The organism is Blautia sp. An81, from assembly GCF_002161285.1.
GTDB classification, from domain to species: domain Bacteria; phylum Bacillota; class Clostridia; order Lachnospirales; family Lachnospiraceae; genus Blautia; species Blautia ornithocaccae.
In genome coordinates this window covers 12,917-30,304 of record NZ_NFHH01000028.1, presented here as the reverse complement: position 1 = coordinate 30,304, position 17,388 = coordinate 12,917, and the positions used below count along the sequence as shown (strand labels likewise).

The 17,388-nt window shown below is 33.1% G+C and carries 13 protein-coding genes and 1 pseudogene; 3 read left to right on the top strand and 11 right to left on the bottom strand.

What is annotated here, in order from left to right; translation table 11 throughout:
* Positions 1 to 244: 244 nt before the first annotated feature.
* On the bottom strand, positions 245 to 2,179 hold the full coding sequence (locus B5G33_RS17625; RefSeq protein ID WP_087418575.1) for a GH25 family lysozyme: 1,935 nt from the start codon (positions 2,177 to 2,179) through the stop codon (positions 245 to 247).
* A 171-nt stretch (positions 2,180 to 2,350) separates the two neighbouring features.
* On the opposite strand from B5G33_RS17625, the pseudogene B5G33_RS17620 reads away from it, so the two are divergent.
* Positions 2,351 to 3,815: pseudogene (locus B5G33_RS17620) on the top strand (transposase).
* 164 nt (positions 3,816 to 3,979) lie between these two features.
* Here B5G33_RS17620 and B5G33_RS17615 read toward each other — a convergent pair.
* The 5 genes from B5G33_RS17615 to B5G33_RS17595 all read right to left on the bottom strand — a co-directional run bounded on the left by B5G33_RS17615 (position 3,980) and on the right by B5G33_RS17595 (position 9,830).
* Entirely contained in the window at positions 3,980 to 5,047 is a 1,068-nt protein-coding gene (locus B5G33_RS17615; RefSeq protein ID WP_087418574.1) for an acyltransferase, read from the bottom strand.
* A gap of 322 nt (positions 5,048 to 5,369) precedes the next feature.
* The gene (locus B5G33_RS17610) at positions 5,370 to 6,464 is read right to left on the bottom strand and encodes a DegT/DnrJ/EryC1/StrS family aminotransferase (RefSeq protein ID WP_087418573.1); all 1,095 of its coding nucleotides are present in this window, start codon (positions 6,462 to 6,464) and stop codon (positions 5,370 to 5,372) included.
* Between the two features lie 3 nt (positions 6,465 to 6,467).
* Positions 6,468 to 6,881, bottom strand: a complete 414-nt coding sequence (locus tag B5G33_RS17605; protein WP_087418572.1) for a sugar 3,4-ketoisomerase — start codon at positions 6,879 to 6,881, stop codon at positions 6,468 to 6,470.
* Between the two features lie 17 nt (positions 6,882 to 6,898).
* Complete coding sequence (locus B5G33_RS17600; RefSeq protein ID WP_087418571.1) at positions 6,899 to 8,647, bottom strand: hypothetical protein; 1,749 nt, start codon at positions 8,645 to 8,647, stop codon at positions 6,899 to 6,901.
* A 1-nt stretch (position 8,648) separates the two neighbouring features.
* Positions 8,649 to 9,830 carry a glycosyltransferase family 4 protein gene (locus B5G33_RS17595; RefSeq protein ID WP_204247427.1) on the bottom strand — a complete coding sequence of 394 codons (1,182 nt, stop codon included), beginning with the start codon at positions 9,828 to 9,830 and terminating at the stop codon, positions 8,649 to 8,651.
* Between the two features lie 326 nt (positions 9,831 to 10,156).
* On the opposite strand from B5G33_RS17595, the gene B5G33_RS17590 reads away from it, so the two are divergent.
* Both B5G33_RS17590 and B5G33_RS22075 read left to right on the top strand, forming a co-directional pair.
* Positions 10,157 to 10,900 (top strand): IS110 family transposase, encoded by a 744-nt coding sequence (locus B5G33_RS17590; protein ID WP_242974756.1) that lies wholly within the window; start codon positions 10,157 to 10,159, stop codon positions 10,898 to 10,900.
* A 71-nt stretch (positions 10,901 to 10,971) separates the two neighbouring features.
* Positions 10,972 to 11,283, top strand: a complete 312-nt coding sequence (locus B5G33_RS22075; protein WP_330396733.1) for an IS110 family transposase — start codon at positions 10,972 to 10,974, stop codon at positions 11,281 to 11,283.
* Between the two features lie 187 nt (positions 11,284 to 11,470).
* On the opposite strand, the gene B5G33_RS17585 is transcribed toward B5G33_RS22075, so the two are convergent.
* The 5 genes from B5G33_RS17585 to B5G33_RS17565 are packed head-to-tail and all read right to left on the bottom strand — an operon-like array spanning position 11,471 to position 17,124.
* Positions 11,471 to 12,553, bottom strand: coding sequence for a glycosyltransferase (locus B5G33_RS17585; RefSeq protein WP_087418569.1), 1,083 nt, complete (start codon positions 12,551 to 12,553; stop codon positions 11,471 to 11,473).
* Between the two features lie 5 nt (positions 12,554 to 12,558).
* Positions 12,559 to 13,569, bottom strand: a complete 1,011-nt coding sequence (locus B5G33_RS17580; protein ID WP_087418568.1) for a glycosyltransferase family 2 protein — start codon at positions 13,567 to 13,569, stop codon at positions 12,559 to 12,561.
* Positions 13,570 to 14,730 (bottom strand): glycosyltransferase family 4 protein, encoded by a 1,161-nt coding sequence (locus tag B5G33_RS17575; protein ID WP_087418567.1) that lies wholly within the window; start codon positions 14,728 to 14,730, stop codon positions 13,570 to 13,572.
* Between the two features lie 27 nt (positions 14,731 to 14,757).
* Positions 14,758 to 15,795 (bottom strand): glycosyltransferase family 2 protein, encoded by a 1,038-nt coding sequence (locus B5G33_RS17570; protein ID WP_087418566.1) that lies wholly within the window; start codon positions 15,793 to 15,795, stop codon positions 14,758 to 14,760.
* A gap of 15 nt (positions 15,796 to 15,810) precedes the next feature.
* Positions 15,811 to 17,124, bottom strand: a complete 1,314-nt coding sequence (locus B5G33_RS17565; RefSeq protein WP_087418565.1) for a UDP-glucose dehydrogenase family protein — start codon at positions 17,122 to 17,124, stop codon at positions 15,811 to 15,813.
* Positions 17,125 to 17,388: the final 264 nt, after the last annotated feature.

Genomic DNA, 17,388 nt, shown 5'->3' with positions numbered 1-17,388 from the left:
ATTTAACCAATATTTCAATAAAATTCCAGCGTTTTTAGAAATACATCGCCTGAACTATATAGTAAATTCAAAAAATCTAATATTTCACTATATGCATTAATATACATCATAAGAAGCAACAGAATAATACTACATTTAAACAAAAAGTAAGAATATAAGAAAGCCTACCATTAAAGTTATACTTTATACTGTAATATCTAAAACCATTGCACAAATATCCATTTAACATATATAATCATCCTCTTTAACTCTCAACTCTAATTCCGTCTTTCCCATAATATTTTCCTTCATACCAAGAATTAACAACCATTTGTCCATTTCTTTTACTAAAAGCATACCAGTTCCCATTTATTTTTTTTGTTCCAAATGTCAATGTTCCATCCTCATTATAATAATATTTATTCCTTCCAACTTCTCTCCAACCTGTAAGCATAGTTCCATTTTCTCTGAAATAGTACCATGAACTTCCTATCTTAGTCTCTCCTAATGCTAATTTTCCATCCGTTCCATAATAATATTTATTCTTTTCAACTTCTCTCCAACCTGTAAACATAGTTCCATTCCCTCTGAAATAGTACCATGAACTTCCTATCTTAGTCTCTCCTAATGCTAATTTTCCATCTGTTCCATAATAATATTTATTCTTTCCAACTTCTCTCCAACCTGTAAACATAGTTCCATTCCCTCTGAAATAGTACCATGAACTTCCTATCTTAGTCTCTCCTAATGCTAATTTTCCATCTATTCCATAATAATATTTATTCTTTCCAGCTTCTCTCCAACCAATTGTTGCTGCGCCTTTACAATTCATATCAAAATAATACCACGCACCATCAACTTTTTGTTCTCCGTATAGCTTATCACCTCCAAAATAACCGTAATATTTTCCTCCTTGAAGCAATACCCTATATTTTTTTATTGTTCCAAAATCCATATTAATATCTACATTTTCACTAATTCCTTTAACATTTCCTATGTCTGTACATTGCCACATAGTATAATTACCTGTATATGTACATGTACTATTATATTGGGCCACCCATTTTTCTACAGTATCAAAAAAAGGATCTATCAAATAATTACTAAACCAATCTGTATTTGCATATATTGCTACATTATATCCTGCTTCCGATATTATATCGCAAAATGTTTTTGCTATTTTTGCGATTTCACTAGTTGACAATTTTTGTCTAACAGAATTTTCTTCTAAATCATAATAAATTGGATATTCTAACTTATAGTTTTTTATTAATCTTAAAACATGTCTTGCTTCACTTTCTGCTTTTTCGACACTATCCGCATATGAATACAAATATGCTCCAAATGGAATTCCCAATCTCGTACATTCAGACGCATTTCTCTCCCAATATTTATCATCTTGATTCTCTTGATTCATCCCATATCCACATCTAATTATTGCATATTCTACATCTGTTTTTTTTACCGTATCCCAGTCGATTATCCCCTGCCATTCGCTAACATCTATTCCTTTGGAAAGTGCTCCTTCAATTATTTCACCTCTAGAATTAATATAAAAGCCATCCACTTTAGTCCATGCATTTTTACTACTAATGGTCCGTTCTTCACCCGGCTTGTCTAATATCATTTTTTCCCCATTAAAATATCTCCAACTATTTGCCGGACCTTCTATATTATTCCCTTTACCATCTTCTTCATTATTACTTTGATTTTCGGTTACTTCTTCTTCCATACTTTCTTCTTGTTTAATTTCAGATTCTTCAGAATTACTATTATCTTCTGTTTTGTCTTCTAAGTTCTCTTCTTCCTGTTTAATGTCAAACTCCTCATTATTACCATTGTCTTCTTTTTTGTCTTCTAAATTCTCTTCTTCCTGTTTAATGTCAAACTCCTCATTATTGCCATTATCTTCTTTTTCGTCTTCTGTCAATTCTTCTTTTTCATGTTTAATTTCAAGCTCTTCACTTTTACTATTATCTTCTATTACTTCTTCTGCTATATTCTCTTCTTTATTATTTTCAATTTCATCGCTATTACTTCTATCCTCGGCTACTTCTTCACTTTCTATATTTATCTGTTCAAATATATCATCTGAATTTTTATCATTTTGATTTGCTGAAGCATATATTGGATTTATAGAAATCATAAATTGTATTATAACTAAAAGCATCACTAAAAGGCTATCAAAACTTTTTTTCATTTCATATTCCTTTCAACTAATAAATCTATTAGGCGTTTGTGAAACATCACAAGCCGCATAAATACGGCATTTCCTGCTACCTAAAAACAAATAACTCCTCACTGGATATGGTATAATAGAATTGACTAAAAGCCAAAATACATACCCAAGAAAGGAGTTATTCTGATGCCTATGATACCATATAAACAACTTTCTTTGGCAGATATTTTTTCAGATTGCCCCAAAATTTGAATAGGACAAACCTGCTTTTCTTCCTCTATTAGAATCCCATATCGACCTTGATGAAATAATTCCGATCTCCTTTCGAAATCATTTCTATGCTTCTACAGGCAGAACCCGTAAATATCCTTTGCAAGCTTTTCTGTGGGCCTTGATCATCCAACGTATTTTTTCTATCCCCACAGACCTGCATCTCTCAACTTTTCTCGCTTACTCCAACCCGCTTCGTGAGTTCTATGGCTTCACCAAGGTCCCCATGCTTCTAAGATCACCCGTTTCAAACAAGACTTCCTTGATGATCTACATCTCGTATTCGATAAACTCGTTGATCTTACCGAACCCATCTGTCAGACTATTGATCCTGCAAACACGGAGATGACTACCTTTGATTCTTCAGGTATTGAAGTATTCATTACCGAGAATAATCCGAAGTATGCAAATAAGATCATCAAAAAATTAATGGCTTTTGCAAAAGCTCCTGGCTTTGATCGATCTTATGATTCTTATAAAGCCGCTTATGTTTCCATGCCCCATGCATCTGCAAATCCGGAGATCAAACAACTGTATATCAGTGGCCATTTTTGCTGTGTCTTCAAGTTTGGCATTGTCACCACCGGTCTCGGTATCTCATCCGTCATATCGCTTTCTATAACAAGTACTTTATACTGTCCCATCCCGACATTGTTGTTGAAAAGAGATCGGATTCCCCTGACGAAGATAAATCCATCCATGATTCAAAGCTTTTGATACCAACACTGAAAGGTTTCTTTTCAAAACAGCCACTGATCGATCCGAAAACATTTCTCGGTGACGCGACTTTTGATACCGTAGAACTTTATAAAAGTATTCTTACCGGCAACGCTTTTAGGAATAACCGGCATTTCCTGAAATTTTATATTCCTCTAAATGCAGGATCCGGACTTAAAAACCAGGACTACACCACCAATGAGGATGAGGGCCCCTGTTGTCCCCATGATCCTTCGCTTCCCATGAAGCAGTAGGGCAACAGATCGAACTTACGAAGCGGCATACCTACTTTTAAATTCGCCTGTCTAAAAATGAAATGAATCTACGATAAAACCACTCAAAAGTCTCACAAGCACTGCATTTGTGAAAATCCCTGTACCTCTTCCCGATGTGGACAGATGATCTATATCTGTCCCCCAAAAACCTGCGTGCGTATCCAAGAAGGATCTGCGGGGCCAAAGGATAGGATGGCACTTATAAAACTAGGACTGCTGTCGAAAGAGACCTCAATCACATCAAGGATCATCTATGCCTTGCAGGGCGCCGGAATCAAATTGAGAAGACTTTATATGCTAATCTAATCCTTGCCGACATCACACAATTCATTACGGTTGTCCTTGCAGATAAGATCGATCATCATAAATTCTTAAGAAGCTTAAAGCCCTTATAGTATAGGACTTACCAACTCCATAAAGCCTAAAGCTTATTAAAGTGTGCCTAAAATGGCCGGTTATTCACATTTGCTCGTATAATTTGTACTCTGCATAAAATCACCCTTGTTTTGGTTCAGAATTACGAATGTACTTAATGAGTTTCGCAATTACCTAAATAAATCTATAATATTTCAATAACCATCAACTTATATTTCATATAGGAAAGAAACTTTTTTCCAAAGAGATTTCCTAGAATTGGCATACCTATCATAAGTACTAAATAAACCGGAATTTTCAGAATATACGGAATCAACAAAATATTATTGTTTACACATTCTAAAATTCTTAAAATAAGCATATGATACAAATAAATATATAATGAAAATTCTCCCAACCATGATAAAACGTTAATTATGCTCTCTATATATTTATTCTGAATTTCACATATGGCCGAAAAAAAGGAAAATAAAAATATTACAACCCCCATAGAATAAAGAATGAGCGAAACTCCCGGGGGATTTAAACCATCTCCGAACCAAAAAAATCTTTCTATTTTCAACTGATCATGATACAAAAACATAAAACAACAGATAGTATACAACAATGAAAAAATTGCCAATCCTATTTTTTTCCTAAATGTAATTGATATTCTTCCATAACTGGCAAAAAGCATTCCAAAATAAAATATTATTAAATAACTACCACCGAATAGATATTTTCCTCCTCCATATATATTTATAATATATGTATAATTAACACTCAGAACACAAATCCCCAAAATAATACATCCTAAAGCAACAACATACAAAAGTTTCCTTTTTTTATTCATACATATCATTATCATTCTATAGAGGAGTGGACTTATTATAATTAGTTGCAAGTAAACCAAAATATAATAAAAATGGCCACTAATGTTAAAATGCAGTAAATGATATATAAATGTTTTTAAATCCCAAAAACGATATGTAGCAAATTGATATATCGCTGTTGCTACAATATATGGAATAGCAATCCCCTTAATTCTTCTTATTAAGTCTTTTAAAAAATTGTCTTTATAATGGCGCTGATTAGAATAAAATGAGGTAACACCAGACAAAAAAATAAAAACTGTCACTGCAAAGTAAGACAGCCACGCAAAAATAGGATTATCATACAAAATACCATTTACATGATCAATGATTACTGCCACGATTGCTATAAATTTTGCTATATTAATCCATTTAATTGTATCCCGTTTATTTTTTTCCATAGTCTACCTTTCCTATAATGTATTAAATCTACCATATAATTACCAGAGTAAATATTTTTATGGTAAATTATGAATATAAAATTTTTGTTTCAAATGACCAACGATATGCAAACAACTATAGATAAACATTTGATATTTTAACGCTAATTATATAAATAATTTTTCACATTTTTATTATTCATCCTCTTAAACATTAGATACAACTTTTTATATCAAAACGTAGTTCCACGGTCTAAATTCAACAATCTTCTCTCTTCACTAAATATATTCTAACATTTTTATCAAATTACATGCCTTTTATTCCCATCCTATATTTTATAATCTACTTAAAATTGTTTACATTACTAACAACATAACTAATTTCCTTATCAGTCATTCCATTATACATTGGTAAAGAAAGCACTTCATTTGCATATTTTTCAGTAATTGGCAAATCTCCTTTTTTGTATCCTAAATATTTATATGCTTCAGACAAATGTGGAGGTATTGGATAATGGATAAGTGTATTAATATTATTACTTTCTAAATATTCAATCAATTCTTTACGCCTATGTGTATGAATCACAAATTGATGCCATACTGTTGTAGCCTCTTCTAATATTTTCGGTAATAAAATATTCTCATTTTTTATCTCTTCTAAATATCGATTAGCTATATAACTTCTTTCTTGATTTATATCATTAAGGTGTGTCAGTTTCACACGTAGTAAACCAGCTTGTAGCTCATCCAGTCTAGAATTTGCCCCCACAACCATATTGTAATATCTTTTCTCACTACCATAGTTCCGATAAATTCTCATTAAACGATTTATTTCTTCATCATTTGTTACTATGGCTCCCCCATCGCCAAATGCTCCTAAATTTTTCGATGGATAAAAAGAAAAGCATCCAATATCTCCAAATGATCCTACCATTTTCCCTTTATATTTTGCACCATGGGCTTGAGCACAATCTTCTACTAATTTCAAATTGTATTTTTTACAGAGTTGTAATATTTTATCCATATTTGAAGCCTGACCATATAAATGTACAACCAAAATTGCTTTTGTCCTATCGCTGATTTTACATTCAATTTTTTCGGTATCAATATTATTATATTGATCTGGTTCTACGAAAATAGGTGTAGCCCCATTAATTGTAATCCCCATGACACTGGCTATATATGTATTACCCTGAACAATCACTTCATCCCCTTCTTTTATACCTAGGATCTTAAAAGCTAGCCATAAAGAATCCAGACCACTAGCCAATCCGACACAATATTTTGCCCCGATGAAATCTGCAAATTCATTTTCAAAATTATTAACTTCCGGACCCAACACATACCAACCTGAGCGTAATATTTCTAAAGCTTTACTTTCATATTCATTTTTATACTTGCTATATCCTCGATCCAACCTATTAACTTTAATTTCCATTATTTATAACCTCACTTTTATCATTTTACAATACTGCTCATAATCTCGAATATATTCTTCTGAATCATAATATTGATCAGATAATACTAATAAGACAGAATCCTCAGAGAAATCAAACATATCTTTCCATATCATGGATGGTATATATATTCCTTTATTAGGACGGTCTAAGACTATAACTTCTGATTTATCTCCGTTATCAACTCTTATTTTTGATGAACCACTTACATTTATAAGAACAAACTGCGATTTTTTATTAGCATGTTGTCCACGAATAACATTTTTCTCCGATCCGTACATATAAAATATTCTCTTAATTTCAAATGGAATATCCTTTAAAGCTTCAACTACAACTAATTTTCCTCTTTCGTCTCCTTTCTCTATAAAATCAATCATTTTAGCTTCTTTTCTTTTCATAACCATTTACCTCTTTATCAGTCTTTATAATATATATCAAACACTAATGTACTTTCTATCTCTCGGATTGAGTTATTGGAAATATTAGTGCCTGGATCAACTAATATAAGCGCACTTCCATTGACATCATCTTCGGAATCTATTGCTATAATATTTTTATGTTCTAGTAACAATTGTAAATATTTTATCGGTATATTCATTTCATTAGCCTCATCATCATTTAAATAATAGAGATCTACTTGATCATATTGTTCTATAACTTTTTCCACCTCATGATATTTCTGATAATTCTCCTCTTTCATAGAAAGTTGTTCTGCAATTGGATCAATTCCTAAATAAATCCAGTACACCATAAACATCCCCATAATACATAAATATGTATAAGGCTTCAATTTTTTATATTTAAATAAAGAAATTATAATTTCTAAGGCGCATAAAAATCCACACGTAACAATTACAACTTTCAGCAATGAAAAACTCAAATCTACATTTTGAATATAAAACTCGAAAAATCCTCCCATTGCGACCGCGCTACTAGTTCCGAACATATTGCTCTCCGCAGACTCCATTCTTTCTAGAATTATCGGAGTAGCAAACATTACAAAAAACATAAAAACATAATTTAAATTTTTCCATCTATAGTTATACTTATATTGCTCAGATAACCAATACAATCCTATCGCTAATATTGGTCCAATTATATTCTCCATATAACGTCCATAGACTATGGTCTCCGTTCTAACCATAGTTGTTTTATTTGTCGCAAACGCTACTATATTTATCAATAATACAATGCCTAAAAATAGATATACTCTCTTCTTTATTCCATCTTTTGTCTCATGAAAACAGATACAAGCCTTAACCCCTTCATATATGCATACTATGCTTCCTACAAAAAAAGCTATATTTCCGGCAACAAAAAAATAATATAACTGGCCAATAAGACCTTTGAAGAATGGCAAAAACTTTTTAAATATATCCATAATTCTACCTGCTATATCTAAATTAGTATTAATACTATTAATAGCAGTCTCTGTTCCAAACAAATTATAATGCCACTGTTTTGCATATTCAAGCAATATTAATCCTATTCCTATAAAAATAAAGATCAAAAAAAGATTATACCATTTTTTCTTATCTTTAATGGTTCTTATAAATAAAAATAAAACTGTTGCCATTACAATAACCAATGTTCTCAAATGAACTAATAACATATAAACTAGAATTATACCTAGTATAATAAAATAGTACCACTTGTCATTCTCTAAAATTTTATTTATACAAAACAAAAGACTCCAAAACAATGTATATAATAATGTTTCAGCTAAAGCATCCTGCATAAAATAAATATTACTCGGATATAAAATCAGCACTGAAGCGATTAAAAAAAGTTTTTTATAATTATTTGTTTCAAAATGCTTTTTTAAAAAAACATACGACAATAAAAAACTAATACATAACAAAATTCCATTTAGAATAATTATCAAACGATATATAATAATAAAATCATTTATAAAATAAAATAAAGGAATCCATAAAATCCCTATCCCAATCCCATAATATGGAAAATTTCCAGAAATCCCACCTTCTGACCAGCCACATATTTTTGCCGGAAAAGATAAATATCCTAATTCATCGGTTGTAACACCTATAAAATGAATATTAATAGCAAAAAATATAGATAACATTAAAATACATAAAAATCCAAATACTAAATATTTTATTTCTATAGTAATACCTTCTTTTATATTTTTTAATGAATCCATCTTATCTCCTTTGTTTTCTTCTGTTTTGTACTCTAATTTTCAAGTTCATCAAAGCACAATCATATACGTTTAAAAATGCATATTTTGCTGCACTCTCTATTTTTCCCTGTTTTTTCTTTAAAATTTCTTCCATAATATTATCTATTTGATAATATTTCTTGCAAGTATAATACGATTTATAGCAGTGTTCTCTATATTGCCAATCACTTTTTTCTAACTCCTGTCGTATACATTCTTCAAATGTCATACAATCATGTGCTGACAACTGAATATTACCTCCAACATTGTCATATTCTTTATCAAAAAATCCAACCGTGGAATCTCCATTTTGAAAAGCTGTTGCAACTATACTAGGAAGACCACTCTTTGAGGCCTCTATCAATGTTGTTCCCATTCCTATATATAAACTAGCATTGTCATAATATTGTTGTAACTCGTTATATGCCACTTCTCCAGTTAAAGAAATTTTCTTTCTAATGTCTAATGGTAATTTGTTTAATGCCTCTTTTACTAAATCATTATTAGGCCCATCTCCTACTATCACCAAATTTAAATTCGGATATTCTTTTCCCAATATCCCCATCGTATTTATCAATCCTAAAATATATCCTTTAAAGGGAAAATCAAATCTTGCAATAGTTAATATAATAAAATTATTTTTTCTGTTTTTGATCCTGATTTTTATTCTTTCCTCATCTAAATTGGGGAAAAAACTTCCTACTCTATAATATTTTGAATTTTTAACTTGAAGTGAATAATATTCTTCACAAAATTTTTCTGTTTCTCTATCCATAAACAGTATATTATTCAGGTTATCTCGAATTAATTTTCTATATGGCAAATTAAAAAATTTATGCTTTTCTACAACTGTTGCATGGGGATGCAAACAATAGAAAAAGACTTTCATATTATTATATTTATTTAAATTTTTGTAATAAAACATTCTAAAGTAACAGTGGAGATCTGCTGCTATACAAATCACCTCATCATACTTTTCTATTTCTACATTTTCTAACTGTTTTACAGGTATATCATATCTTATAATATTTAATCTTAAATCGTCCACTTGTTTTTTCCAAATCGTATATATTTCCCTGTTTTTAGGAATTAGCAAAGCTTTATCAAATCCTTGTGAAGCTGCCCATTGAAATATTCTCATAAAATAGGTAGGAACTCCTCCCATAACAAAATCATATGATGTTCCGCAAACTATCAGCTTATTCTTCATAGTTAACTTGTATGATGTATATAGAAACTTAAACACCATATTTCCTTTCTTTTAATCTAGTATCGTGGTCCACCAATACATTCAGATTCTGTGGACTTTTAATTTGATCCTGTAGCCTTGACTACTCTATAGGAGTTTATTGGCGCTACCTTTATCTGAATTGTTTATGTGCCGGATGTTATCGGAAGTATTTCTATTGAGTACATATTTCAATCAAGTCTACGATGATAATCGCTGGTGGATATCACAGTATCAGACTTTAGAAAGGGAGGTACTGCCTCATGATTTACGTTGGTATTGACATTGCCAAACTCAACCATTTTGCGTCAACTATTTCTTCTGATGGCAAAATACTCATGGAACCGTTTGAATCCTCTAATGACGCTAAAGTTCTCCATATATTGGTATCCAGACTCGATTTACTCGAATCTGACAACACCATCACTGGTCTTGGATCTACGGCACACTATGGCGACAACCTTATACGATACCTTGTTGCCAGTTCCTTTAATGTATGTGTACTTAACCCGACCAAGACGTCTTCCATGCGTAAAAACAATATACGCAAAACGAAGACGGATAAGTTCGACACTTACATCATTGCTAAAACTCTTATGATGCAGGATTCCTACAGGTTTGTCACTTTTTATGACCTTGACCTGACGGATTTCAAACAACCTGGCCGCTTCCGGCAAAAAGCCATTACGCAGCGGACACGTTTGAAGATCCAGCTAACTTCTTATGTGAATCAGGTATTCCCTGAACTGCATTATTTCTTCAGATCAGACCTGCACCAAAAATCTGTCTATGCTCTTTTGAAAGAGGCACCTTCGCCTCAGGACATTGCTTCCATGTACATGACTCATCTAAGCCATCTCCTTACGGCCGCCTCACATGGTCACTTCAAAAAGGAGCAGGCAAACAAATTAAGAGTTCTCACACGGAAGTCTGTCAGTGCTGACGACAGTGCTTTATCTATTCAGATCACTCAAGCCATTGCCCAGATTAAGTTACTGAATAGCTAATTAAAGAAGGTTAAAACCGAAATAACTGAGATCATGAAGTTCCATGACTCTGTCATCATGACGATCCGAATATCGGTTATATCAACTGTAGGACCATCCTTAGTGAAATCGGTGATATTCACCGGTTTTCCAACCCCAGTAAGCCGCCGGCGTTTGATGGTCTGGATCCATCTGTATACCAATCCGGAAGTTTTCTGACCATGCGGATACAGATGTCGAAACGTGGCTCCTATGTTCTCAAATATGCTCTGATCAACACAGCTCACAATGTAGTAAAAAACAATGCCACCTTTAAAGCTTACTATGATAAGAAGATGGCAGAGATCCAGACTCACTACAATGCCCTTGGGTATTGTGTCGGCAAACTTGTCAGAGTTATCTAGAAAATGCTGACTGACAAAGTAGAATTTAACCTCGATTAAGAGATCTGTATACCTCAATATCGATAGATTTTTTTAAGCACCCTAAAGGAGCTCTATTAAAGTTACCCTTTTTTACCATCGATACCTAAAAGAAATATTTTGCTAATTTATACTTGGCTTTTCGTAGCTGGCCGCCTAGTATATTTTTTTAATCCCAAGCATTTCCGTACTCTTTTTCTAATCCATCTAGTCCATACCCTGCTTTTATAAGTAAATCAGAATAATCTTTTTTATTTTTAAACTCATCCATATGTAAAATAATATATTTTGCCCAAACCTCTGGACTATCTAAACTAAAAAAATTTGCTAAAGGTGTAATCGCTAGTTTTGGATCAATCACATCTGAAAACATTGAATAGGTACCCGATGCTTGCGATTCTATCCCCACGAAAGGTAATCCCTCATATATTGATGGAAGAACAAAAAGGTCAAACATTTGATAATACTCTTCTACATTCTCCACTCCATCTACAAAAATCACTTTTGAATCCATTTTTTTTTCAGATACTTCTTGTTGGATCTTATTTCTCATAATACCATCTCCAATAAGTATCACTTTTATATTTATATTATTCTTCAAATTCAGCAAAGCTTCTAATATTCTCAAAATAAATTGCTGATTTTTTTGTTCTCGAAATCCACCTATATGTCCTATAACTAATTCATCTGTTATACCATATTTTCTTCTTAATGCGCTTCTTATTACTGGATTATAAGCATATCTTCCTATATCTATCTTATTTTTTATTACAACAAAATCAGTATTTTTTCCATACATATATTTTCCAGCTTCCAAAGAGCAAGCAAACAAGCGATTACAACGAACTTTTATAATATTAGATAATATCCTCTGCAACAATTTATGGTTTCCTGTAGAATTATGACTATGAAAAAAGATTTTTTTATCCTTTGAACACCATATTGGAAATGTATACAACATACATAAAGCATGATTTGCATGACAATATATATATTCATATTCCTTATGAATTTTATAAAATTTGTACATTTCACCAATGAATTCAAACGGTTTTTTTATATAATATGGCATAAAATAGAATCTGCATCCGTCTGACTGAAATTTTTTTAAAAACTTCGAATCCCATTTTCTATATAGTAAAAAATCGATTCTATATTTATTTTTATCCATAACTTTATAAAAATTTTCAATAAATCTCTCTGTTCCTCCAAGCATACCATTTGGTGTAATAATTAATATATATTTCATCATTCTCCTTAGTAATTCATTCTTATTTTTAATTTTTCTAGCAGGAAATCATATACCTTTCCCATAATTCTAATACTATCAATATTAATATACGAAATTAAAGCTAATAATCGACTACTATTTTTTGCATTTTTATTATATAACATTTCTTTTCTGTAGAGTTTTATAATTTCTTTTAACTCCTCGACCTGATTTTTACTTACTCCAAATGGTATAAGTCTAAATATTTGGATAGCACTAATAAATATTCTATTATGAGCCGCTTTAATAAGCTCCTTTTTATTATCGCTCACATAATTTACGATTTCATTTGAAATCTCAATTAAATCCCATTTTTTTATATTATATTTTGAATGTTGATAACTTCCTTTGCGTTGCAAATAGTAGTAGCCTTCATACGTAATATAACCAACCTTTTCTGCTCTGCCATACCATTTATATACTGCTCCTAAATCCTCATATAATTTTCCCTCCGGAAATAGTCCACTAACAACTATAGACTTTTTTACAATTTTTGCACATGGGCCTGAAGTTAAAATTTTACGATATAACATTAATTCCAGAGCTTCATCTCCTGCCATTATCCTTATTTTTTTCTCTGCTAATTTTCTTTTTCTTTTTCTTTCTTTTGTGATATCCTCATATGAATATATTTTTCTATAACCACAAATCGCTATATCTAAATTATATTTTTGTAAGTAATACATTAAAATTTTTATATAGTCTTCATCAATAACATCATCTGCATCAACAAATGCGATATATTCTCCTTTTGCATATTTAATACCCAAATTTCTTGCTTTAGCAACTCCGCTATTTTTAATATGAATATACTTAATCTGTGAATTTTTACTTTTATAAAATTCACAGATTTCCCCTGAATGATCCTCCGACCCATCATTTACAAGAATTATTTCTATATTTCTATAAGTTTGTCTTAGTAAAGATTCTAACATTATTTTCAAACTATCTTCTGAATTGTATATAGGAACTATTATACTTACTAATTTTTCCTCCATCTAGATATCTCCATTAATAATATTTGTGTACATTTTTCCCACTTTATCATAACTATATTTTTCAGCAGTTTTTATCGCATTTTTTGAAAGTCTGGATGATAATTCAGAATTTTCTATAATGTTCCTTATACAGTGTCCAATAGCTTCAACATCTTTTTCCTCTGTTAAAAACCCATTATATCCATCCTGTACTATTTCTGGTATCCCGCTGGAATTACTGGCTACTACAGGTAAACCAGATGCCATTGCCTCTATAATCGTTGTCGGTACCCCTTCTTTATCTCCATCAGCAGCTGTAATAGACGGTGCTACAAACAGATCTGCCGAAGCATAAATTATTGGTAATTCATTATGACTTTTTGGCCCTAAAAAAATAATTTTATCTCGATATTTTTTAGCTTGATTTCTAAGTTCAGTTTCTAATGGACCTGAACCTACTATAACCAAAAGGATATCAATTTTTTTAACGGCCTCTATTAAATATTTAACACCCTTTTTTTCTGCAAATCTGCCCACAAATAAAGCAACTTTTTTATCATTTTGAGAAAAGAAATTATTCACTTTATTTTGTTGACTAAATTTTTTCAAATCGCATCCCATAGACTGTACTAACACACTAACGTTAGGCACCATTTCATTTATGGTCCTTTTCAATGCATTAGATACCACAGTAACTTTTTGCGCTCTGCTTAAGCACCTTATTTTCAAATGTTTTATTATTCCGAAATTTAAAGAAGTAACATCTCCTCCGTGACCCGTAATTATATATGGTTTTTTAAAGAAAGACTGTACAATTCCCTGTGGAATAATCCAATGTGCATGAACCACATCAAAGTCATTAATAATACGATGTAGTCTCATCCATAGCCCCAAAAACACAAATGGCACTAACAAGACTCTAATTTTCTTTTCTTTTATTCTCGGAACAATAGCACCTGGATAGCATAATGTTTCCCACTTATGAATAGGGAAATAATGATATCGCATTACTTTAACACCCTCTAAAATTTCTTCTTCTTTTGCTCCGGGGCATGCAGGTACCAAAACTGTAATATCAAAATATTCATTTAATGCTTTACATAAGTCTAGGATAAATCTAGGTTCCGTATCTCCTTCCCACCTCGGGAATGTGGAGGCTGTTACCAGTAATTTTTTCTTCATCTTTTCCTTGCACTCTTTCCTTGTATTTTATGCAATCTCACTATGCTCTTCATAATAGACCACATCTTTGTTTGTATTTGTATCCTTGTCCTTCACTTCGGCTTCCTGCTTCATCGCTTCATGTCCTTTTCCATAATCCATTCTTCTCAGTTCAAACTGGATTTCTTGAAGCAGTTTACGATTTGCCGCAATCACGTCTCCCAGACATGCGATCACTCCCGCCAAGACGCCGATAATGATCAACATACTTGCCAGGATCAGCGAAGGGATATGTCCTCCCCCTTGTCCCATAGCCATGTAAACGATATATCGTATTCCCAGTGCAATTCCGCCCACGCTGAATACTGCTGCGATAGCTGTAAAGAATGCCAGTGGCTTATACATCATAAAGGCCCGAATGATCGTCAGCATTGATTTTTTCACATAACCAAACATACTGCTGAAAAGTCTGGAAGGACGCAGTTCCTCGTTAGTTCGGATCGGTACAGAAGTCACTGCCATTTTATTTCTTCCTGCCTGGACAATCGTCTCCAGGGTATATGTATATTCATTGATCACATTCATACGCATAGCTGTATTTCTGCTGTAGGCTCGAAATCCGCTGGGAGCATCTGGGATATCCGTTCTGGAAGCTTTCCGCACTACCCAGCTTCCAAAATGCTGCAGTTTTTTCTTCAATGGAGAAAAATGCTCTGTCTGGTCAATAGGCCGCTCGCCCACTACCATTCCTGCTTCTCCCCTCAGGATCGGCTGCACCAGCTTTTCAATATCTGCCCCGCAATACTGATTATCTGCATCTGTATTCACAATAATATCCGCACCATTTCGCAGACAGGCGTCCAGGCCGGCCATGAATCCCCTGGCAAGGCCTTTATTGTTTCTGAAGTTTACTACATAGTTTACGCCCCATTTTTTTGCCACTTCTACTGTTTTATCTGTGCTTCCGTCATTAATGATCAGATATTCGATCACATCAATGCCATCGATATGTTTTGGCAGGGCATTTAAAGCCACCTCCAGGGTTTCTGCTTCATTGTAACATGGTATCTGTATGATCAGCTTCATTCCGTTTCTCCATTCTTAATTAATATCGTTTACAGTTCTTCTTCCTACAGATCCGTAGGTGATCCCGGTATTTTCAAACCTCTCCAAAGGATAACAATTACGTCCGTCTAACACAATCGGCCGCTTCATCAGTTCTTTATACTTTCTCACATCCAGTTTCTTCACTTCATCCCACTCTGTAAAAATCAGACAGAGATCTGCATCCTCTAATGCTTCCTCTATAGTATTGCAGTAGCAGATATTCTTTTCTCCTATCCTCTTTCTAAAGTTTTCCATTCCCACCGGATCCCAGATCCGCAGATGAGCGCCGTCCTCCAACAGAAGAGGAACATTTACCAGCGAAGGAGCTTCCCTCAGGTCATCTGTTCCTGGCTTAAAGGTACAGCCCAGAATAGCAATATTCAGGAATAGAAAATCATCATAATATTTTTTAGCTTTCTTTACCAGCTTGAATTTCTGGCTTTCATTCACCTCAATTGCTGCCCGGACTGTTCGGATTTCCTTATCGTTAAATCTGGCCAGCCAGCTCAATGCTTTTGTATCCTTAGGGAAACAGGAGCCTCCATATCCGATTCCTGCATTGAGAAACCGATTTCCTATTCTCGGATCCAGACCCATTCCCTTTGTTACCTCTTCCACATCAGCCCCTACAGTCTCGCACAGATTTGCGATCTCATTTACATAACTGATCTTCAGCGCCAGAAAATCATTTGAGGCATATTTTACCATCTCAGCGCTCCGTCTTCCCACAGTCAGCTTGGGTGCCTCAAATTTCTCATACACCTTTAAAAGTACCTGTTTGGGATACTCCTCCTCTGTTCCGATCACGATCCGGGATGCGTGAAGAGTATCTCTCACAGCCGTGCCCTGTGCCAGGAATTCTGGATTGGAGGCAATGTATATCTTTATATCTTTATTTTTTTGTTTGTCATGGATATAGGATTCCAATTTATCATTGGTTCCAATAGGAACTGTGGACTTTATCACCACCACACAGTCCCTGTCAGCTGACTGCGCGATCTGTTTAGCCACCTGGTATACATAGGTTAAATTAGCAGAACCGTCTGATTTCTCTGGAGTCCCTACTCCCACAAAAATAACCTCTGCATCTTTATAGGCTTCAGCATAGTCTGTGGTAAAAGTAAGATTTTCCATACTTTCCATCATCAATTCAGAAAGTCCCGGTTCGTAGATCGGAGACACCCCTTCCTGCATAATCTTTACTTTTTCCTCATCTACGTCCACGCATGTTACCCGATAGCCCTTACTGGCCAGACATACTCCCGTCACCAGCCCAACATAACCGGTACCAGCCACTGCAATCTTCATCTTTACAAACTCCTTTTAACAATTTATAACGCATATAGATAGGCAATAAATTCTTAATGACCTTATAACATTTTAGCATATATTATATTGTATTTCTACAATTTCCATATTTTTTTAATGCCAAAAACTGCAGAAAATAATCCCTTTCTTAAACTTCTTAAAAATAGCAAAAAAAAATCTCTTTTTTGCCAAAAAATTTCTTAAAATTGTAGATTTTCACATCTATAATTTTAAGAAAATTTTAAAGTGGCAAAATAATGTTTT